Source organism: Salinisphaera aquimarina, from assembly GCF_042643355.1.
GTDB lineage: Bacteria > Pseudomonadota > Gammaproteobacteria > Nevskiales > Salinisphaeraceae > Salinisphaera > Salinisphaera aquimarina.
Genome location: NZ_JBHRSS010000004.1, coordinates 39,648 through 59,758, shown reverse-complemented (window position 1 = coordinate 59,758; position 20,111 = coordinate 39,648). Strand labels below are relative to the sequence as shown.

The following is a 20,111-nucleotide window of genomic DNA, read 5'->3' as shown; positions in this document are numbered from 1 at the left end:
CTTCGATCGTCACAATGAATCGAAGCGAGGCGCGGAGCCGCGCCACGGCCGCGTAACGGCCCGATAACCATGGGCATTGCGCAGGGCCACAGCGTCTGAAATCGGTCAGGGGCTTTCCCTAGATACCGTCCGGTTTTGCACAATTTGTCACGCATATGGGACAGGATCGCGTAAACTCTTGGTCAAATCGGCGTTTGATCACGATAAATGGTTGAGTTCAAAATCGTCGAACAGGCCGCGATCCAGCGGCTGGGCGATGCATCAATACTCGAAGGGCGTCTCATAGCCCCGGAGCCCCCCGAGTCGCTCGCGATGATCGGTGACGATCGTTATCTTTCGGTCATGTGTCGTCGCATCTTTCGCGCCGGGCTGACCCATCGCCTGGTCGACCAACGCTGGCCGGCGTTCGAAATTGCCTTCGATGACTTCTCTCTCGAGCGGGTCGCCGCACTCGAAGATACCGATCTGCAGCGCCTGTCACGCGATGAAAGCTTGATAAGGCACCGCAAGAAGATTTTTGCCGTGCGCGACAACGCTATCGCAATGCAGGCCATTGTCGACGAATTCGGCAGCTTCGGTGTCTGGCTGGCCGGTTGGCCCGAGGACGAGATTGTCGACCTGTGGCTGGCGTTGCGCGTGCGCTTCACTCAGCTTGGTGGCAACTCTGCACCCGCTTTCTTGCGTATGTGCGGTAAAGACACGTTTTTATTGACGAACTGGGTCGTTCGAGCGCTCGAAAAATGGGGTGCCTACGCAGGAAAGACAAGCAGTAAGGGCGCTTTGCAGGCCGTTCAGGACGTATTCAATCGCTGGGAGTCACAATCGGAACGTGACTATTGCCAGATCAGCCAAATTCTCGCTTTTTCAATTGATTGAACCAGGATCTTGATGCAAAAAACAACGTTTTTTACGCGTTTCGCGATATCCACGCTGCTCGCGATCGCGCTTGCAGGCCTGAGCGCCTGTGGCTCGGAAAACAACCAGCCGGTCAAGGTGACCGGCAATCTCACCTATAGCGGAGATCGGACGCTGCCCAAGTCCGCCACGGCTCGCGTCAGCATGTTCGAGCACCGTGAAGATGGCGGCGACAAACGTATCGTGGCAGAGCGCTCGTTGCATGAACTCGGCAAGAAGCCGATCGAGTTCGATATCGATGTCGCACGAGACCTCATCGATCCGGAAGGCCGTTACGGTCTGCGTGCGGAAATACTGGATACAGAAGGCAATATCCTCTGGCAGACGCGCGATGCGGCCACGATCAAGCCACTTGAGAAAAGAGATGCCGTATCACTTCAGCTCAAGCCGGTTCTCAAGGAGTCGAGTCTCGAGTTCAAGAAATATCAGTGTGACGACGGTTTCCTGCTGAGCGCCGCCGAACGCGATGACCGTGCGATTGTGAAGCTCGGTAACCGCCGGCTGGTTCTGAAGGAAAGCGCGAGTGGCTCGGGCGGACGGTATACAGACGAACACAACAACAGCCTCGATAACAGCAACGACCAGATGGCAGTCGTGATAGACGACGAAAAGCATGCGGACTGCAAACCTTTTACCGAGACAGCAGCAGGCGGGCAGGGCAAACCTCACGCAGTTGGGGATCCGGCCAACAGCGGCATTACGGTGCCACCCGAAGCCAGTGCGGCGGACAACGGCAAGCCGGAGAACAAGGGGGCTGTCGTTACCGGCAACGACACGGACGTAACGCAAAAGCCCCAGAAAGCCAATTAGCGCAGCGGGCTCTGCGCCGTCACCGGTCCACGGAATAGCCGCAATCAAGCAACCGTGCCGGCAGGGCCTGATGTCAAGATGCTGTACTCGCGAACAGCTTCACCAAGAACCTCAGCTTGCGTTGTTGCTCAGCGCAGGGCAGCGCTGCTGTCGCCCCGGCACCGGCCTCCAGCGGCAAACGGCGTTTGCTTGATCCGGTATCAATACGGCACTTGCTGCACACTCGGAATACGGCTCGGAGTGGCTGTCGCTGGCCTGTATCAGGCGACGCTCACGCGTCCGAATGCTCGGACGGTATCCGTTTGCCGTCGGATGCGCGCGCCAGATTGAGCACTGTCTGGGCGATCGACTGGGTGGTGGCCAGGGTATCGATAGTGCCGGAACGCAGAGCCCCGAGAATGCCGGTTACCTTGGTCGGCTCGCTGGCGGTCGCGATCACGTCCGGAATCTGGCGCAGGTGCTCGATCGTGAGCCCGATCACCCGCCCCAGCAGTGGTGTTTCCGCGAGATTGCCGTCGATATCGATGAAGTCGTAGCCCATGATGTCGCCGACCACGCCGAGATCACGGACCGTGGTGATCTCCTCGCTGGTGAACCAGCCCATGCGCACCATATTGCTGTCCTCGAGGATATCGCCGACGCCGACCAGTGCCACGTCCGCGTGCTGAGCCTTGTTCAGCGACTGCCGGACGGTGTCGTTGGCGAGCAGGGCGTCGCGGATGGTTTCGTCGGAAACGATGGCCGGCGCATACAGCGTCACGCTCTCGCCGCCGAAACGTAATGCGAGATGGCGGCAGATCTGGTCCGAGTTCATGGCCTCGCCGCCGCGATAGGAGCCCCCGATAGCGCATACGAAGCTGCAGTGCCGGCGCTGGTTCGAGACCACGTGCTGCGGCACCGCGCTCACGTTGCGTCCCATGCCGACGGCCACGACGCTCGTATCGGCAAGCGTCTGGTCCAGATAGCGGGCGACCAACCCGGCCAGCAGGTCGCGCTGACGCTCCGGATCCTTGTGATCGACGGAAATTATGGCCCGCTGAATACCAAAGCGTTCGATCAGCGCTTTTTCCAGCGGCGCCGTCTTTTCCGGCGGATGCTGGAGACGAACGCAGATCTCGACGATACCTTCCTTCACCGCCCGTTTGAGAAGGCGACCCACTTTCACCCGCGACATATCGAAGCTGGCGGCCAGCTCTTCCTGGGTCAGGCCGTCCACGTAATAGAGCTTGGCAATTTCAGTGAGTTCGTCGCTGGGCATAGTCTGTTCTCGGTGATCGCCGGCATCCGTTCGTTTGGTGAACAGCGTCCGGCTCGATCCGTTCATTTGAACGCAACGCGGTCAATTGTTCAAGCAATGATCTTTGGTGATCACTTTGCGCCGTCGAGGCCATTCGTCTATCGCACACGCGATAGCGGCCATAACTGATCGATTGCGCAGACAGAGCGGTCGACTAAAGTCTAAAACGGAAAAAAGCACCCACGCATTGACCGCCTCTGACCCACGGAATAGTATCGATACGACATAAACAAATGACCGTTTCGTGTTCACATGTTCACTCGCGGAAGCCGATCTCCGTGCTGTTAAGTGTACATATGGCAGAGATCGCAACCGCGCAGCGGCGAGTTTCCAAGCTCGAATGATGCGTCCGGCAATGCCTTGTCGCGATGACACGAAAGCCACGACCGAGGAGCCAACCCGTCATGCCCGAAGTTATCGACCGCCCCGAAAATGCCGTGCAGGCGAGCGAAATTCCCGGTTTCATGCAGGCAGTGGTCTGCTACGCGCCGGGCGACTACCGGATCGAGGAAGTCGAAGTGCCGACGCCCGGGCCGGGTGAAATCCTTTGCCGCGTGGAACTGGTCGGCATCTGCATGTCCGATGTGAAGGTCTACCACGGGGCACCGTCGTTCTGGGGCGACGAGACCCAGCCTCGATACGTGAAGCCGCCGATGATCCCGGGGCATGAGTTTGTCTGTCGCGTGGTCGCACTGGGCGAAGGCGCAGGCGAGGCAAAGAACGTCGAAATAGGCGACCGCGTGATCTCCGAGCAGATCGTGCCTTGTTGGGATTGTCGTTTCTGCAACCGCGGCCAGTACTGGATGTGTGACAAGCACGACCTGTATGGCTTCCAGAACAATGTCCAGGGCGCCTTCGCGCAGTACATGATCTTCACCCGGGAAGGCATCGTGCATCAGGTACCCGACCATGTGCCGGCTGAAGAGGCCGTGCTCACCGAACCGCTGGCCTGCTCGCTGCACGCCGCCGACCGCGCCCAGGTCACACCGGACGACGTCGTCGTGGTCGCGGGTGCCGGTACGCTGGGTCTGGGCATCATCGGCCAGATCGCGCTGCAGAGTCCGGCCAGGCTGATCGCGCTCGATCTCAAGCCCGAGCGCGCCGAGTTCGCCAGGCGCCTGGGCGCGGACGAGGTCTGGAACCCGGCCGAGGAAGACGTCTACCAGAAGATCAAGGACATCACCGACGGCTACGGCTGCGATATCTACGTCGAGGCCACCGGTCACCACGCCGCGGTAAACCAGGGTATTCATATGCTGCGCAAGCTGGGCCGGTTCGTCGAGTTCTCGGTGTTCGGCTCCGAGGTCACCCTCGACTGGTCGATCATCAGCGATCGCAAGGAGCTGGATGTGCTGGGCTCCCATCTGGGCCCCTACACCTACCCGCGGGCGATCGATTTCATCGCCACGCGCAAGCTCGACATGCGCGGCCTAGTCACCCACACCTACCCGATGAGTCAGTTCCACGAAGCGCTGGGCGTGATGGAGCGGGGCGAGTCGTCGCTGAAGGTGGCGATCGACCCGCACCGCTAATTCGGCAACAGGCGCCGGAGTTTGGCTTCGTCGGACAGTTGTAATGATGAGCGTCCAAGCAGACTCGCGTCAGAGGGTGCCGATAGGCCAGGAGGAGACCATGACAAGAATATTTCACCGGCCGAGGCCAACGTGGCGTGCCACTGTCGATACCGCATGCGCCATCGCGTCGGGGCGTGCCACATGAGCGCGACTACCGGCCTGAATCGTCCCGGCCAGCGGATGTCGCCGGCGCTCAAGCGTGGGATCGGTGCGGCCGCCGTAATAATCCTGCTGATCGCGATGGGGCTGGATACCCGGGTCGTGCCGATCGGTTCGTCGGTCGGCGCATCGCCGGATGCCTTTTCTCCGGAACAGTACGGCAAGACCGAATTCCCGAAGGCACGGAAGATCATCGAGCAGCGCGCCGCGCCGGCCCAGCAGCTCGCCGAGGCGATCGCGAATGACAAGGCCGCCGCGGTCGAGAAATACGGGGTGCCGACCGATATCGCGCCGATCATGTCGGTGAAGTTCACCGGCACGGTGGGCGAGGGCACGTCCGGGATCTACAACGTCAAGGTCGAAGGTGTACCGGAGGATGTGACGCTTCGCGTACAGACCGGCCCGGCGATCATGGGCACAACCTTGCGTGACGGCGTCGGCAACATCGAGTTCGGCGACTTCACGAACCAGATCGAATATCAGAACGCGGCCGCGGCCATCAACAACGCGATGAAGAAAGAGGTGTTCGCAGGTCTCGACCGCGATCAGCTGACCGGCAAGACAGTTACCGGGGTCGGTGCGTTCCAGCTGATCAATCCGAACAACTGGCTGATTACCCCAGTCCGTTTCAGCGTGCAGCAATGAGCAACGTCGAAATCAGCCCCGATCACGGCAAGCCGGTGCTCTCCGCGCGCAACGTCGTCAAGCACTATGGCGGCGTACGCGCACTCAAGGGCGTGGACTTCGACATTTACCCGGGCACGGTGACCACGTTGTTCGGGGAGAACGGCGCCGGCAAATCGACGCTCATGAAGATCCTGTCCGGCGTCGAGCAGCCCACCGACGGCGAACTCATCCTCGACGACGAGTCGGTGCGTTTTGCGTCGACGGTCGAAGCCCAGGAACGCGGCATCTCGATCATCCATCAGGAGCTGTCGCTGGCGCCGAACCTGTCCGTACGCGACAACATCTTCATGGGCCGCGAACTGCGCCGCGCCGCCGGCGTCGACTACGCCGAGGAGGCGCGGCAGGCCGCTGCCCTGATGACCGCGCTCGAGGAGGATATCGATCCGTTGACAAGAGTCGCCGATCTGCGCGTCGGCCAGCAGCAGATCGTCGAAATAGCGCGTGCGCTGTCGGTCGATGCTCGCATTCTGATCATGGACGAGCCCACCTCGGCGCTGTCTGCCAACGAGGTTCAGGTGCTGTTCAAGGTGATTCGCGATCTGACCGCGCGCGGCGTGGCGATCGTCTATATCTCGCATCACCTCGAAGAAGCACTGGAGATCACCCACCACGCCGTGGTCCTGCGCGACGGCAGCATGACCGCCAAAGCTGAGCGTGCCGACATCGACCTGGCGTGGATCGTGCGCAACATGGTCGGCGAGAACTTCGACCTGGGTTCGCCACCGACCGGCCATCAGTTTGGCGACACGGCGCTATCGGTACAGTCCCTGACCGTGCCGGACGCTTCGAACTTGGCGCGTGCGGCCGTGGATCGGCTGTCCCTGGACGTGCGCGCCGGCGAGGTGGTCTGCATATACGGCCTGATGGGCGCCGGGCGGACCGAACTGCTCGAAGCGCTGGCCGGCGCATCGCATAGCTCGGGCGGCCAGGTACTGCTGGAGGGGCGTGATATCACCTATCTCGATATCGCCCAGCGCATTGCCGCCGGACTCGTGCTCGTACCCGAAGACCGTCAGCGCGACGGTCTCGTGCAGACCATGAGCGTGGGCCGCAACCTGTCGCTAGCCAGCATCGGCAGCTTCGTGAGGAACATGCTGCTGTCGCGCTCCGGCGAGCGCGGCATCGTCGATGATTCGATCCGCGATGTGCGCGTCAAGACCGACGGGCCGGCCGCAATGATCGGCTCTCTATCCGGCGGCAATCAGCAGAAGGTCGTCATCGGCAAGATGATGACCACCCATCCCAGGGTACTGCTGCTGGACGAGCCCAGCCGCGGGATCGATATCGGCGCCAAGGCCGAAGTCTTCAGACTGCTGGCGCAAAGAGCCGCCCAAGGCGTAGCCGTGGTGTTTTCGACCTCCGAGGTCAACGAATGCCTGTCGATCGCCCATCGCGTCATCGTCATGGGCCGCGGCCACATCGTCGCCGAATTCGGACCCGACGCATCCAAGGAACAGATCATGGCCGCCTCGGGCGAGTCCGTGGCCGCCTGAGCCTCATCCACGAGGAAACACGATCATGAGCAATACACGCGCACAAACCAAGACGCCGGTCGCGGGCGAGGGTGCCAGGCAGGGCCTTTTCGGCGGCGTCGATCCGATCGCGCTGCTGCTCGAAGGCCGTGCCTTCTTCGGCCTGATCGCGATCATTGCCGTATTTTCCTATCTGTCGCCGAACTATTTCACCTTCAACAACCTGCTGACCATGTCGTCGCATGTCGCCATCTACGGTCTGCTCGGGCTCGGGATGCTGCTGGTGATCCTCAACGGCGGTATCGACCTGTCGGTGGGCTCGACGCTCGGCCTGTGCGGCGTGATGGCCGGCTTTTTCATCCACGGCGTCGAAATCGCGCCGCTTGGCATCACGCTCTATCCGCCGATCTGGGTCGTGGCGATCCTGGTCTGCGGAGTGGGGGCCTTCGTCGGGCTGATCAACGGCATTCTGATCGCACGCTTTCGAGTGCCGGCCTTCGTCGCCACGCTGGGCTCATTGTATGCCGTGCGCGGCGTGGCGCTGCTGATCACCAACGGCCTGACCTACAACAACCTGGGCGGCAAGGCAGCGCTGGGTAACACCGGCTTCGACTGGCTCGGCTTCAACCGCCTGTTCAACATTCCGGTCGGCGTGCTGGTGATGATCGCGGTCGCGATCGTTCTCAGCGTCGTGCTCAATCGCACCGCCTTCGGCCGCTGGCTGTATGCCTCGGGCGGCAACGAGCGCGCAGCGCGTCTGTCCGGCGTGCCGGTGCAACGGGTCAAGGTGTCGGTCTATGTCCTGTCGGGCGTGTGTGCGGCGATCGCCGGCCTGGTGCTGTCCTCCGAGCTGACCTCGGCCGGCCCAACCGCGGGCACCACCTACGAACTGACCGCAATCGCCACGGTGGTGATCGGCGGGGCGGCGCTGACCGGCGGTATCGGCAATGTGCGCGGCACGCTGCTGGGCGCCTTCGTCATCGGCTTCCTGTCGGACGGGCTGGTCATCGTCGGCGTATCCGCCTACTGGCAGATGGTGTTCACCGGCGCCGTGATCGTGCTCGCCGTGTTGCTCAACTCGATCGAGTATCGCAGCGGCATCAGGCGCTCCAGCGCTTCACCCGGCAACGACGGTGCCACGCCGGCCCCACAACCCATTGACGCTGCCCGGCCTCCCGGGCAGGGCAGCGCCCAACCCGTTCCCCAGAAGACCGCCGGCTGAGTCGGCGTTCCAGAACAGCAAAAAGGAGATACCAACAATGCGACGCAGAACAATAATCATGGCCACCGCCGCCCTGGTGGCCGCGACCACCTTCACCGGTCTGTCCACAGCATTCGCGGCCGATTCCGGCGGCAGCGGCAAGCTGATCAGCATTATCGTCAACGATCCGTCCAATCCGTACTGGCGCACGGAGGGCCAGGTGGCCGCGACGCAAGCGCGAGATCTCGGTTACAAGGCCAACGTCGCTGCCCACAAGGGCGACACCAACACCGAACGCAATCTGGTCGATACCGCCATCACCAACAATTCGGCCGCGATCATCCTGGATCCGGCCAACGCCGACGGTTCGATCGGTTCGGTGAAAAAAGCCAAGCAGGCCGGTATTCCGGTGTTTCTTGTCAACGCCGAGATCAATCAGAAAGGGCTGGCCAAGGCCCAGCTAGTATCCAACAACGCCCAGGGTGCGGCACTCGGTGCCCAGCAGTGGGTACAGGCGGTAGGCGACAAGGCCAACTACGTCGAACTCACCGGCGCACCGTCGGACAACAACGCGGCCACGCGTTCCAACGGTTACCGGACCGTGCTGAGTCAGTATCCAAGCCTGAAGAAATCCGCCTCGCAGGTCGCCAACTGGGATCGCACCCAGGGCCACGACAAGATGCAGGGCATGCTGCAGGCACATCCCGACATCACCGGTCTGATCAGCGGCAACGACGAAATGGCGCTGGGCGCGATCGCCGCACTCAAGGAAGCCGGCAAACTCGACCAGGTCACGGTGGGCGGCTTCGACGGCTCGCCGGATGCAGTGGACGCGGTCCAATCGGGTGAATTGGCTTATACCGTGCTGCAGCCGGTCGCCGTCTTCTCGAAAAAGGCGGTCGACGAAGCCGATCACTTCATCAAGAACGGCAACACCGGCGTCGATCAGGAGAAACAGCTGTTCGACTGCCTGCTGATTACCCAGAAGAACGCCGATGACTTCGTAGCGCCATTCACGCTCGAGAGCATGCAGAGCGAATCGTAAAACCGCAGGGCCGCGAGCCGACGAGTGCGTGGGCAAACCACAGCAGGCCCACGCCGCTCGGCCGTTTTCGTGAGGAGATATCCATGACATACCTAGTGAACGATTCTGCCGACTTCGTCGACGAGAGCATCGAAGGTTTCGTCGCCGCCAACGCAGATCTGGTGCGTCGCGTGCACGGCGGCGTGGTACGGGCGACGCGCACGCCACCGGGCCAGGTCGCCGTCGTCATCGGCGGCGGCTCCGGCCACTATCCGGCATTTGCCGGTCTGGTGGGGCAGGGGCTGGCGCACGGTGCCGCCATGGGCAATATCTTCGCCTCGCCGTCGGCACAGCAGATCTATTCCGTGGCCCGGGCCGCGGCCTCGGATGCCGGCGTGCTGCTGTCGTTCGGCAACTATGCCGGCGACGTGCTCAACTTCGGTATCGCCGAGGAGCGTCTCAAGGCCGACGGCATTCCCTGTCGCTGTTTCGCGGTCACCGATGACGTGTGCAGCGGCCCGGCCGACAAGGCTGGCGAACGCCGCGGCATCGCCGGTGATCTGACCGTATTCCGTGCCGCCGCTCTGGCCGCCGCCGAGGGCAAGTCGCTGGACGCCGTCCACGATTTCGCAAGTCATGCCAACGACCGAACCCGCTCGTTCGGGGTGGCGTTTTCGGGCTGTACGCTACCGGGCGCTTCTGAACCGTTGTTTACGGTGCCTGAAAGCCGGATGGGCGTGGGCATGGGCATCCACGGCGAGCAGGGCATCGAGGAAGTCGACATGCCCCGCGCCGACGATCTGGCCGACATGCTCGTCGACCGGCTACTCGGCGAGCGCCCGAACGACAATCAGCGGGCCGCCTCGCCCCGAGTCGGTGTGATGCTCAACGGTTTGGGTTCGGTAAAGTACGAGGAATTGTTCGTACTCTACAGGCGCGTCTCGCAACGACTGGAACAGGCCGGCCTGACCGTGGTGCAACCCGAGGTGGGCGAACTGGTCACCAGTTTCGAGATGGCCGGCGTGTCTTTGACGCTGTTCTGGCTCGATGACGCGCTCGAAGCCGCCTGGACGGCGCCGGCCACCACGCCGGCATATCGCCGTGGCGGCGTGCCGCTTGAGGGCGAGCCGCGAGATGCCGACGATTTCGCCGCCATCCACGAACAGGCGGCGCCACCGTCGAGCGAAGCGTCGCGGTCGGACGCTGCCGGCGTGCTCGCCGTAATCGAAGCCATTCAGGCAAGGATCGAGGCCGAGGCCGACGATCTGGGCAAGCTCGATGCCATTTCCGGTGACGGCGACCACGGCATCGGCATGACAACCGGGACCCGCGCCGCACTGGCGGCCGCGCGCCGCGCGGTCGAGAAAGGCTGTGGTGCGGGCACGGTGCTGACACGAGCCGGCGATGCCTGGGCCAACGAAGCCGGTGGCACCTCGGGCGCGCTATGGGGCCTGGGGCTGCGTTGCGTCGGGACCGCCATCGGTGACAGCGACAGCGTCGCCGCGGCCGCCGTCGTTCAGGGCATACGCGACGCCACCGACGCCATCATGCGCCTCGGCGGCGCCGATATCGGCGACAAGACGATGCTGGATGCGATGCAGCCTTTCGCGAACGCGCTCGCCGAGCAGGTCGAGGCCGGCACGTGTCTGCGCGAGGCCTGGCGACACGCCGCCAAACACTCGGAACAGGCGGCCGCTGCCACTGCGGCGCTCAAACCACGCAAGGGCAGGGCGAAGAACCACAGTGAAAAGAGCGTGGGGCACGCCGACCCGGGTGCGGTTTCGTTCGCAATGATCGTGGCTTCGACCGCGACTACCCTGGAATCCATTCACGAGGACGTAACATGAGCGACAAGCTGCGAATCGTCATCGGTTCAGATGATGCCGGCTTTGACTACAAGGAAGCCCTGAAGGCCGATATGCAAGCAAGCGACGCGGTCGCGTCGGTCGAGGACATGGGCGTCGACAAGGCAGCCGACACCCCCTACGCCACGGTCGCCATCGCCGCCGCGCAGAAGGTCGCGTCGGGCGAGGCCGATCGGGCACTGCTGATCTGCGGCACCGGACTGGGCGTGGCGATCTCCGCCAACAAGGTGTCTGGAATCCGGGCGGTCACCGCACACGAAGGTTATTCCGTCGAGCGCGGCGTGCTCTCCAACAACGCCCAGGTGCTGTGCTTCGGCCAGCGCGTGATCGGCCTGGAACTCGCCCGGCGCCTGACCCGGGAGTGGCTGACCTATCGCTTCGACGCGCACTCGTCATCGGCAAAGAAAGTGGCGGTGATCGATGAGTACGAGAAAGTCGGCGATTACAGCTCGGTCTGAGCCGATCACGCTCCGGCCCCTCATGCACATCGGCGTCAGCTTCAAGATGTATCTCGACCGGCAGCGCACCCGGCAATGGTGCGCTGCCGTGGCTGGAATCGCGAAGCGGCATCCGGCCGTTCGCTCCGGTGGAGTCGAACTTGTCATCTTCCCGAGCCTGCCGGCGATGGAATCTTCCATGGTGGCCTGTGCCGATGGCCCCGTTGTATTTGGCGCCCAGGATCTGTTCTGGGCGGACCGGGGCGCGTATACCGGCGCGGTCAGTGGCGCCGATCTGGCGGACATGGGCTGCTGCTATGTCGAGATCGGCCATGCCGAACGCCGCGGTCTGTTTGGCGAGACCAATGCCATCGTGGCGAAGAAGGTCGCCGCCGCGGCGCGCAATGGCCTGATTCCCTGGATTTGTATCGGCGAGCCGGAATCGGGTCCGGCCGACGCCGCCGCCACGTACTGTATCGAGCAGCTCAACGCTTCGCTGGCCGAACTCGGCCGGGCCACGCCAATTGTCGTGGCCTATGAGCCACGCTGGGCGATTGGCCAGCCGGCGGCCGCTAGCTCGGCGCATGTGAACACAGTGGCGTGCGGCATCAAGGCCAGCCTCGGTGATCGGCCCGGCATGGCCGGTACCCCATTGGTCTACGGCGGGAGCGCCGCGCCGGGCACGCTGACAGCGCTCGGCAAAGCGGTCGACGGCCTGTTCCTAGGCCGTTTCGCCCACGACATAGCAGCATTCGAGCGGGTCCTGGATGAAGCCGCCGAGCTGATGTCGGCTTAGTCCAGTGCCGCCCTGACGCTCGCGAGATCGGGCATCCCCGTGCGCGCGCCGGCCTGGCCGACCGACAACGAGGCCGCGACGCCGGCCCAGCGGATCGCGTCTGCGATCGACTGTCCCTTGATTCGAGCCGCGGCGAAGGCGCCAGCGAAAGTGTCACCGGCGCCGGTGGTGTCGATGACCTCGCAGACCCGGCCGGGCATATGGCGGTCGCCGCCATCGCGATCGACCCAGAGCGCGCCGTCGGCGCCCAGCGTAACGATCACGCCGAAGCCATAATGCGCCCCGAGACGCCGCGCCTGATCCGCGGTTTCGCTACGTGTACCGCCCGCGGCCTCGCCCAGCAGGAAAGCCGCTTCGCCCGCGTTGACCATCAACCAGTCCACCGCATCGGTATCGAAACCGGCCAGTGATGCCGCGGGGGCGGCGTTGAGTATGATCTCCGCGCCTGCGGCTTGGCCGGCCGCGAGGGCTGCGTTGACGAACCCGGGCGAAGTCTCGAGCTGAACCAGCAGGGCAGAGGCGCCGACCATCGCCGGGCGAAGATCGCCCGAGCCATCGAGCTGGCCGTTGGCGCCCGGCACGACCACGATACGATTCTCCCCGGTCTGATCCACGGTAATCATTGCCAGCCCGCTGCTTCCCGGACAACGCCGTACGGCGTGGACATCAACGCCCTCGGTCACCAGACCGGTCAATATCCGATCGCCGAAATCGTCATCACCGACGGCGCCAATGAAGCGCACCGGCGTGCCGAGCCGTGCCGCCGCAACCGCCTGGTTCGCCCCTTTACCACCCTGATAGACGGCGTAATCCGATGCAATCAGGGTCTCGCCTGCGCCCGGGTAATGCGACACCTGCGCGACCAGATCGGTGTTGGCACTGCCGGCGACCACGATCACGAGCGGGCCCTCGGTAGCGAACCGGACCGGCAGACCCGGCAGGGTCGGGTGTCTGCGGCATTCGGATCAATTGCAGTCATGAACAGCGGGTTTCGATTGCGGACGGGGACAATTCGAACACACCTGCCGTAGCGCGAGTGCGGCCGAATTAATCTGTTCACATTGAACCGAAGCCGCTTGCTTGCGCGCTCAGCTGTCTTCGTCGGCTTGAGGAACAAATGCCTTAATCACCGCTTCCGCGGCGTTGGCGACATTTTGTGCCGGCCCGTGCCGGCCATGGAAGGTGAGCGGGGAGAGATAAGCGCCTTCCCAGAGCAGCATCAGGGTATCGCCCAGCGCTTCCGGACGCGGCGCGCCCATCTCGCTGGCAAGTTCTCTGAACCGACTCCGCATCTCGGCCTTGTACTCTTCGATGATCGTCTTGGCGGGATGCTCTGCCTCGGAAAGCTCCACGGCGACGTTTGAAAGAGAACAGCCACGCGAGGCCTGTGCACAGGTTTCGATCAAGTGTGCTTCGAAAAGCGCCTCGATCTGTGCGTGGGGATCACCCCGGTGCGCATCCAGGATGGCGTCCCAGTGCGCGATGCCGTCGTGGACATTGTGGCGGACATACGCCGCGACCAGATCGTCTTTTGAAGTGAACGCCCGGTAGAAACTCATCTTGTTGGTGCCTGCTTCGGACACGATCGCGTCGACGCCGACGGCGCGGATGCCGTGCTTGTAGAACAGGTCGCATGCGGTGGCAAAGATCTTGTCGCGCACCCGCGGCTTTTTTTCTCGGGAAATAACTTCTTCGTTCACAGCGGTTTATCTCTTTCGTTGTGCATTCGCACATATTTTCTCTTGACATGTTACTGACCGGTCACTAACTTCTCGATCCAAGACGTTACAGACCAGTAACATTTCCGAAAGAATCGGCTTCTTGCCGAGCGATGTCAAGCAGCCGACCGGGTTTGAAAGCATCCCGGCCGGCTCAACCGGTCCCGGGTCACTCGGGACTGTAGAAGGGAGTTCTCATGCATAAATCCAAGGGGCGGTCACGTCGCACGATCAGGATCGTCGCTCTGGCGAGCCTGCTGGTCGTGGCCGCCGTGGCCTATCATCTGTACCAGCCCACCGCAGCCCAGGCGCAGCCGTCGGCTGCACCGCCGCCAGCGGTGACTGTCGCACCGGTCATCGTCAAGCCGCTGCATCAGTGGCAGGAATTCACCGGTCGTCTTCAGGCGGTGGACAGGGTGCGCGTGCATCCGCGGGTCAACGGTTATATCGATCGGGTCGCGTTCGACGATGGCGCGATCGTGCACAAGGGCGATCTGCTGTTCCAGATCGATGCCCGGCCATATCAGGCGCAAGTCAATCGACTGGCCGCCGAACAGGAACAGGCCGAGTCGTCGCTCGCGCTCGCGCAGGCCGATTTCCGGCGCGCCGGCAAACTGCGCCAGGCCAATGCGATCTCGACCCAGGACTACGACCAGTTCAAGGCCGCCAATCGCGCCGCCAAAGGCAAGCTGAGCTCGGTCGAGGCAGAACTGCAGGCCGCGCGGTTGAATCTGGAATTCACGCAGGTGCGGGCGCCGATCGATGGGCGTGTCTCGCGGGCAATCATCACCGCGGGCAATCTGGTCGACAGCAGCACGCTGCTGACCACGGTGGTTTCCCAGGACCCGATCTACGCCTACTTCGATGTCGACGAGCAGGCCTATCTGCGTTACGCGAACCTTATCCAGCACGGCGCAGACGAGGACGTGACCGGCGTGTTCATGGGGCTCGTGGACGAGACCGGCTACCCGCACCCGGGTCACCTGGACTTCGTCGACAACCAGATGGATGCCAATACCGGCACGATTCGGGCGCGAGCCGAATTCGCCAACGCCGACGGGGAATACACGCCCGGGCTTTTCGCGCGCATGCGTCTGGTCGGCGGCGGCGCAACCGATACCGTGCTGATCGACGATCGCGCCATCGGCACCGATCTCGACAAGCGCTTCGTGCTGGTGCTCGAGTCCGACAATAAGGTCGAGTACCGACGGGTTGAGATGGGGCCGACGATTGCCGGCCTGCGGGTGGTCCGCTCGGGCCTGAATCCAGGCGACGTAATCGTCGTCAACGGCCTGCAACATGTCACGCCCGGCCAGACCGTCACGCCTACGCGGGCGTCGATGGTCGCCGATGCCGCTGCCATGCGCCAGCTGGCCCAGGTCGAGGCCAAGCCGATCCCGGTCGAGCCGACGCCGACACCAGCACCGACACAGCTATCGTCGCGCACGTTGCCCGCGCTCTATGTCGATAACGCACGCGGTCTCGCCACGGTGACGGGGCACACGAAATGAAGCTCTCCCAGTTCTTCATCAGCCGCCCGATCTTCGCGGGCGTGCTGTCGACGCTCATTCTGCTGGTGGGCCTGCTGGCATTGCCACTGCTGCCGATCAGCGAGTATCCGGAAGTCGTGCCGCCGACCGTCGTGGTCAAGGCGAGCTATCCGGGGGCCAACCCCAAGGTGATCGGCGATACCGTGGCGGGGCCGCTGGAGCAGGCCATCAACGGCGTCGAGGACATGCTTTATCAGTCCTCGCAGGCGACGGCCGACGGCGTGATGACATTGACCATCACGTTCGCGCTCGGCACCGATCCGGACCAGGCACAGGTGCTGGTACAGAATCGTGTCGCCCAGGCGCTGCCGGAACTGCCGGAAGAGGTCCAGCGTCTCGGGGTGACCACCAAGAAGGCATCACCCGACCTGACCATGGTGGTGCATCTGGTCTCGCCCAACGATCGCTATGACCGGCTCTATCTCGCCAACTACGCGCTCGTGCGAGTCAAGGACGAACTGGCCCGCCTTGACGGCGTGGGCGATGTGCAGGTCTTCGGCGCCGGCGAGTACTCGATGCGCATCTGGCTGAACCCGGAAAAGCTGGCCAGCCGGAACATGACGGCCGGTGACGTGGTACAGGCGATTCGCGACCAGAACATCCAGGTGGCCGCAGGCCAGCTGGGTGCGCCACCCACGCGCAGCAGCGCCGATTTCCAGCTACTGATCAATACCAAGGGCCGGCTCACGACCGCGGACGAGTTCGAGAACATCGTGGTAAAGACCGGCGTGGGCGGGCAGATCACGCATCTGAAGGATATCGCGCGGGTTCAGATCGGCGCGGACACCTATGCCCTTCGGGCGCTGCTCGACAACGCGCCGGCGGCCGCGATTCCCGTGTTCCAGCAACCGGGCAGCAACGCGCTCGAGATATCCGAGCTGGTGCGGGCGAAGATGGCCGAGCTCAAGAAGAGCTTCCCGCAGGGGATGGACTACCAGATCGTCTACGACCCGACCGTGTTCGTGCGCGAGTCCATAAGAGACGTGGTGCACACGCTGCTGGAGGCGATCGTGCTCGTGGTTCTGGTGGTCATCCTGTTCCTGCAGACCTGGCGCGCGTCGATAATCCCGCTGATTGCGGTGCCGGTATCGCTGATCGGCACTTTTGCGGTGATGTATCTGTTCGGGTTCTCGCTCAACGCGCTGTCGCTGTTCGGGCTGGTGCTGGCGATCGGCATCGTGGTGGACGACGCGATCGTGGTCGTCGAGAACGTCCAGCGCAACATCGAGAACGGGCTCGAGCCGGTCGCGGCCACGCGCCAGGCCATGCGCGAGGTGACCGGGCCGATTGTTGCCACTGCGCTCGTGCTGTGCGCGGTATTCGTGCCGACGGCCTTCATCAGTGGCCTGTCGGGCCAGTTCTACAAGCAGTTCGCGCTCACGATCGCGATCAGCACGGTCATTTCGGCCTTCAACTCGCTGACTCTGAGCCCGGCACTCTCGGCGCTGCTGCTCAAGGAAAAGGGCGCCGCACCCGATCGTCTGACGCGTCTGATCAACGGCCTGTTCGGCTGGCTGTTCCGTCCGTTCAATCGATTCTTCGGGGCCGCGTCCAACGGCTATGTGCGTGGCATCGGCCGGTTGTTCCGTATGGGCGGCATTGCGGTCTTGCTCTATGCCGTCTTGATCGGCCTCACCGGAGTCGGTTTCAGCCAGACGCCGACCGGTTTCGTGCCGCAGCAGGACAAGCAGTATCTGGTCGCCTTCGCCCAGTTGCCGGATGCGGCGACACTCGATCGGACCGAAGCGGTGATCCGCCGCATGGGCGATATCGTCGCCGATCAGCCGGGCGCCGAAAGCGCGGTCCAGTTCCCCGGTCTGAACATCAACGGCTTCACCAACAGCCCCAATACCGGCATCGTCTTCGTGACCCTCGATCCGTTCGACGAGCGTGAGAGCGATGATCTGTCGGCCAACGCGATTGCCGCCACACTGAATCAGAAGTTCGCGGCCATCCAGGGTGCGTTCGTGGCGGTATTCCCGCCGCCGCCGGTGAACGGTCTGGGCACGATCGGTGGCTTTCGCATGCAGATCGAGGATCGGGCCGATCTCGGTTCGCGCGCCCTCTATGAAGAAACCCAGAAACTGATCGCGGCCGGCAACAAGGATCCGGCGCTGCAGGGCCTGTTCACGGGCTTCCAGCAGAACGTGCCCCAGATCGACGCCGAGGTGAATCGGGACAAGGCGATCTCCCAGGGCGTCAATCTGCAGCAGCTGTTCGACACCATGCAGATCTACCTCGGCTCGCTCTATGTCAATCAGTTCAATCGCTTCGGGCGCACCTACCAGGTCAACGTGCAGGCCGAGCCGGAATTCCGGCTCGAACCCGACGACATCCTGCACCTGAAGACGCGTAACGCCAACGGCGACATGATTCCGCTAGGCGCTTTCGTCACGCTCAACGCATCCTCCGGACCGGATCGGGTGATGCACTACAACGGCTACGGCACGGCCGAGATCAACGGCGGGCCGGCGCCGGGGTTCAGCACCGGTCAGGCCCAGGCGGCGATGGAGCGGGTAGCGCAACGGACCCTGCCGAACGGCATGACCTTCGAGTGGACCGATCTGACCTATCAGCAGATTCTGGCCGGCGATACCGGCATGCTCATCTTCCCGCTGGTCGTGGTGCTGGTGTTCCTGGTGCTGGCGGCTCAGTACGAGAGTCTGGGGCTGCCGCTGGCGGTAATCCTGATCATGCCGATGGTGCTGTTCTCGGCATTGCTCGGGGTGCAGATCTCGGGCGGCGACAACAACATCTTCACCCAGATCGGGCTGATCGTGCTCGTGGGTCTGGCCAGCAAGAACGCCATCCTGATCGTCGAGTTCGCCCGCGACCGCGAGGCCGAAGGTGAAGGACCGCTGCGTGCGGTGCTCGATGCGGCCCGCCTGCGGCTGCGCCCGATCCTGATGACGTCGATGGCGTTCATCATGGGCGTGGTGCCGCTGGTGACCTCGACCGGTGCCGGCGCGGAAATGCGGCGGGCGATGGGTGTGGCCGTATTCTCCGGGATGATCGGCGTGACCTTCTTCGGCCTGATGCTGACCCCGCTGTTCTACCTGCTGGTGCGCAAGGCGACACGACGGCTCGCCCGCCGACGCGCGGCGCGTGCCGATGCGCGGGTACTACCGGCGCCGACCGGAGAGCGGTCATGACGCGTTATCTTTTATCGGTGCTGGCGTCGCTGTTGCTCGCCGCCTGTGCGGTCGGTCCCGACTATACGCCGCCGGTCACGCCGCCGGCCGAACTGCAGGCGGTGGAGCAGGGCACATTCGTCGATCGGGGCCCGGAAGCCGCCTGGTGGGCCCAGTTCGGCGACGCCGAGCTGGATTCGCTGGTGACACGGGCGCTGGGCGCCAATCTGGATCTGCAACTGGCAGTGGATCGCGTGCGTCAGGCGCGTGCCGTGTTCAGCGGCGAGAAATACGACTACGCGCCTCATGTACCGATCGAAGCGGGCTATACGCGTAGCGATCAGCAGCAGCCCGGCTTCGGTGACAGGCCCGTCGAGACCGAGCAGTACCGTCTCGGCTTCGACGCGACCTGGGAGATCGATCTGTTCGGTCATGTGCGGCGCTCGGTAGAGGCGGCGAGGGCGGATCTCGGAGCCGAGCAAGCGGCGCTGCGCTCGGCTCAGGTCATGGTGGCAGCCGAAGTCGCGCGTAACTACTTCGAGCTGCGCGGCGCCCAGCGTCGCATCGCGGTCGCCCGACATAATCTGGACAACGCGAAAGAAACACTGGAACAGACACGGGTCCGCTACCAGATCGGCAGCATCTCGCAACTGGACGTGTTTCGCAGTCGTTCTCAGTTCAAGGCCGTGGAGGCGCGCATCCCGCCGCTGCAGGCTGCCGAGCGCCGCGCGGCGTTCCGGCTCGCGGTCCTGCTCGGCCAGCGTCCCGGCGCGCTGGATGACGAACTCGTGCCCGTACGCATCGCCCCCTATGCGAAAGCGCTTCCGATCGGCAATCCCGCCAACCTACTGCGGCGGCGACCCGACGTGCGGATCGCCGAGAGACGGCTGGCCGCCGCAACCGCACGCGTGGGCGTGGCGACCGCCGATCTGTTCCCCCGCGTCAATGTGACCGGGTTCGTGGGATTTCTTTCCGGCGGTTCCGCTGACCTGTTCAACTTCGGCGCCGATGGCGGCCGGGCCTGGTCGGTGACGCCGACGGTGAGCTGGGCCGCCTTCGACTTCGGGTCGCTGCGGGCGCGGCTGAAAGCCAGCGAAGCCCAGGCCGATGCGGCGCTCACCGGATATCACAAGGCCGTGCTCGTGGCGCTGGAGGATACCCAGAACAGTCTGACCGCGTACGCCAAGGAACAGCGTCGGCTGCAGAGCCTGGTCGAACAGGCCGAAGCCGCAAGTCGTGCCGCCGATTTGGCAGCGGTGCAATACCGGGCCGGGGCCGTTGATTTTCTCGACCTGCTCGATGCTCAGCGCATCCAGCTCGAGGCCGAGGATGCCGTCGCGGCCTCGGAAGCAAGGGTCAATGTCAATGTCGCCGGGGTATACAAGGCGCTCGGCGGCGTCGGCCAGCCCGATTTCACCTACCTTTCAGCAAAGTGATTGCTGTGCCCTAAGACGCCAATTCATCTCGATCGGAGA

General features: G+C 63.6%; 16 protein-coding genes. 13 read left to right on the top strand and 3 right to left on the bottom strand.

Annotated features, from left to right (window positions below; genetic code table 11):
* Positions 1 to 207: 207 nt before the first annotated feature.
* Both ACFOSU_RS10650 and ACFOSU_RS10645 read left to right on the top strand, forming a co-directional pair.
* Positions 208 to 876, top strand: coding sequence for a DNA-3-methyladenine glycosylase I (locus ACFOSU_RS10650; RefSeq protein WP_380689370.1), 669 nt, complete (start codon positions 208 to 210; stop codon positions 874 to 876).
* Between the two features lie 117 nt (positions 877 to 993).
* Positions 994 to 1,725, top strand: a complete 732-nt coding sequence (locus ACFOSU_RS10645; RefSeq protein WP_380689368.1) for a YbaY family lipoprotein — start codon at positions 994 to 996, stop codon at positions 1,723 to 1,725.
* Positions 1,726 to 1,996: 271 nt separating this feature from the next.
* Here ACFOSU_RS10645 and ACFOSU_RS10640 read toward each other — a convergent pair whose 3' ends face one another.
* Positions 1,997 to 2,983 carry a sugar-binding transcriptional regulator gene (locus ACFOSU_RS10640; RefSeq protein ID WP_380689366.1) on the bottom strand — a complete coding sequence of 329 codons (987 nt, stop codon included), beginning with the start codon at positions 2,981 to 2,983 and terminating at the stop codon, positions 1,997 to 1,999.
* A 443-nt stretch (positions 2,984 to 3,426) separates the two neighbouring features.
* On the opposite strand from ACFOSU_RS10640, the gene ACFOSU_RS10635 reads away from it, so the two are divergent.
* The 8 genes from ACFOSU_RS10635 (at position 3,427) to ACFOSU_RS10600 (ending at position 12,237) form a co-directional block, all read left to right on the top strand.
* A complete protein-coding gene (locus tag ACFOSU_RS10635; protein ID WP_380689364.1) occupies positions 3,427 to 4,554 on the top strand; it encodes an alcohol dehydrogenase catalytic domain-containing protein in 1,128 nt (375 codons plus the stop codon).
* Positions 4,555 to 4,737: 183 nt separating this feature from the next.
* Complete coding sequence (locus ACFOSU_RS10630) at positions 4,738 to 5,400, top strand: DUF2291 family protein (protein WP_380689361.1); 663 nt, start codon at positions 4,738 to 4,740, stop codon at positions 5,398 to 5,400.
* Positions 5,397 to 6,935, top strand: coding sequence for a sugar ABC transporter ATP-binding protein (locus ACFOSU_RS10625; RefSeq protein WP_380689359.1), 1,539 nt, complete (start codon positions 5,397 to 5,399; stop codon positions 6,933 to 6,935). Before ACFOSU_RS10630 ends, ACFOSU_RS10625 begins: the two co-directional genes overlap by 4 nt.
* Positions 6,936 to 6,960: 25 nt before the next feature.
* Positions 6,961 to 8,136: an ABC transporter permease gene (locus ACFOSU_RS10620; protein WP_380689357.1), complete on the top strand. Its 1,176-nt coding sequence runs from the start codon at positions 6,961 to 6,963 to the stop codon at positions 8,134 to 8,136.
* 58 nt (positions 8,137 to 8,194) lie between these two features.
* On the top strand, positions 8,195 to 9,160 hold the full coding sequence (locus ACFOSU_RS10615; RefSeq protein WP_380690012.1) for a D-ribose ABC transporter substrate-binding protein: 966 nt from the start codon (positions 8,195 to 8,197) through the stop codon (positions 9,158 to 9,160).
* Positions 9,161 to 9,243: 83 nt separating this feature from the next.
* The gene (locus ACFOSU_RS10610; RefSeq protein ID WP_380689355.1) at positions 9,244 to 10,986 is read left to right on the top strand and encodes a dihydroxyacetone kinase family protein; all 1,743 of its coding nucleotides are present in this window, start codon (positions 9,244 to 9,246) and stop codon (positions 10,984 to 10,986) included.
* Positions 10,983 to 11,462, top strand: a complete 480-nt coding sequence (locus tag ACFOSU_RS10605) for a ribose-5-phosphate isomerase (RefSeq protein WP_380689353.1) — start codon at positions 10,983 to 10,985, stop codon at positions 11,460 to 11,462. Before ACFOSU_RS10610 ends, ACFOSU_RS10605 begins: the two co-directional genes overlap by 4 nt.
* The gene (locus ACFOSU_RS10600) at positions 11,425 to 12,237 is read left to right on the top strand and encodes a triose-phosphate isomerase (RefSeq protein ID WP_380689351.1); all 813 of its coding nucleotides are present in this window, start codon (positions 11,425 to 11,427) and stop codon (positions 12,235 to 12,237) included. Before ACFOSU_RS10605 ends, ACFOSU_RS10600 begins: the two co-directional genes overlap by 38 nt.
* Here ACFOSU_RS10600 and ACFOSU_RS10595 read toward each other — a convergent pair.
* Both ACFOSU_RS10595 and ACFOSU_RS10590 read right to left on the bottom strand, forming a co-directional pair.
* Positions 12,234 to 13,136: a ribokinase gene (locus ACFOSU_RS10595; RefSeq protein WP_380689349.1), complete on the bottom strand. Its 903-nt coding sequence runs from the start codon at positions 13,134 to 13,136 to the stop codon at positions 12,234 to 12,236. The genes ACFOSU_RS10600 and ACFOSU_RS10595 overlap by 4 nt on opposite strands.
* A 189-nt stretch (positions 13,137 to 13,325) precedes the next feature.
* Positions 13,326 to 13,937, bottom strand: a complete 612-nt coding sequence (locus tag ACFOSU_RS10590; RefSeq protein ID WP_380689346.1) for a TetR/AcrR family transcriptional regulator — start codon at positions 13,935 to 13,937, stop codon at positions 13,326 to 13,328.
* A 215-nt stretch (positions 13,938 to 14,152) separates the two neighbouring features.
* Here ACFOSU_RS10590 and ACFOSU_RS10585 point away from each other — a divergent pair, with 215 nt between their 5' ends.
* The 3 genes from ACFOSU_RS10585 to ACFOSU_RS10575 are packed head-to-tail and all read left to right on the top strand — an operon-like array spanning position 14,153 to position 20,072.
* Entirely contained in the window at positions 14,153 to 15,466 is a 1,314-nt protein-coding gene (locus ACFOSU_RS10585) for an efflux RND transporter periplasmic adaptor subunit (RefSeq protein WP_380689344.1), read from the top strand.
* A complete protein-coding gene (locus tag ACFOSU_RS10580; RefSeq protein WP_380689342.1) occupies positions 15,463 to 18,657 on the top strand; it encodes an efflux RND transporter permease subunit in 3,195 nt (1,064 codons plus the stop codon). Before ACFOSU_RS10585 ends, ACFOSU_RS10580 begins: the two co-directional genes overlap by 4 nt.
* Positions 18,654 to 20,072: an efflux transporter outer membrane subunit gene (locus ACFOSU_RS10575; protein ID WP_380689339.1), complete on the top strand. Its 1,419-nt coding sequence runs from the start codon at positions 18,654 to 18,656 to the stop codon at positions 20,070 to 20,072. The genes ACFOSU_RS10580 and ACFOSU_RS10575 overlap by 4 nt, the downstream gene beginning before the upstream one ends.
* Positions 20,073 to 20,111 lie beyond the last annotated feature (39 nt).

Bases quoted from the DNA above. Each gene is read 5' to 3' on its own strand.
- ACFOSU_RS10650 (WP_380689370.1), top strand. From the start codon at position 208: ATGGTTGAGTTCAAAATCGTCGAACAGGCCGCGATCCAGCGGCTGGGC.
- ACFOSU_RS10640 (WP_380689366.1), bottom strand. From the start codon at position 2,983: ATGCCCAGCGACGAACTCACTGAAATTGCCAAGCTCTATTACGTGGAC.
- ACFOSU_RS10635 (WP_380689364.1), top strand. From the start codon at position 3,427: ATGCCCGAAGTTATCGACCGCCCCGAAAATGCCGTGCAGGCGAGCGAA.
- ACFOSU_RS10630 (WP_380689361.1), top strand. From the start codon at position 4,738: ATGAGCGCGACTACCGGCCTGAATCGTCCCGGCCAGCGGATGTCGCCG.
- ACFOSU_RS10625 (WP_380689359.1), top strand. From the start codon at position 5,397: ATGAGCAACGTCGAAATCAGCCCCGATCACGGCAAGCCGGTGCTCTCC.
- ACFOSU_RS10620 (WP_380689357.1), top strand. From the start codon at position 6,961: ATGAGCAATACACGCGCACAAACCAAGACGCCGGTCGCGGGCGAGGGT.
- ACFOSU_RS10615 (WP_380690012.1), top strand. From the start codon at position 8,195: ATGGCCACCGCCGCCCTGGTGGCCGCGACCACCTTCACCGGTCTGTCC.
- ACFOSU_RS10610 (WP_380689355.1), top strand. From the start codon at position 9,244: ATGACATACCTAGTGAACGATTCTGCCGACTTCGTCGACGAGAGCATC.
- ACFOSU_RS10605 (WP_380689353.1), top strand. From the start codon at position 10,983: ATGAGCGACAAGCTGCGAATCGTCATCGGTTCAGATGATGCCGGCTTT.
- ACFOSU_RS10600 (WP_380689351.1), top strand. From the start codon at position 11,425: ATGAGTACGAGAAAGTCGGCGATTACAGCTCGGTCTGAGCCGATCACG.
- ACFOSU_RS10585 (WP_380689344.1), top strand. From the start codon at position 14,153: ATGCATAAATCCAAGGGGCGGTCACGTCGCACGATCAGGATCGTCGCT.
- ACFOSU_RS10580 (WP_380689342.1), top strand. From the start codon at position 15,463: ATGAAGCTCTCCCAGTTCTTCATCAGCCGCCCGATCTTCGCGGGCGTG.
- ACFOSU_RS10575 (WP_380689339.1), top strand. From the start codon at position 18,654: ATGACGCGTTATCTTTTATCGGTGCTGGCGTCGCTGTTGCTCGCCGCC.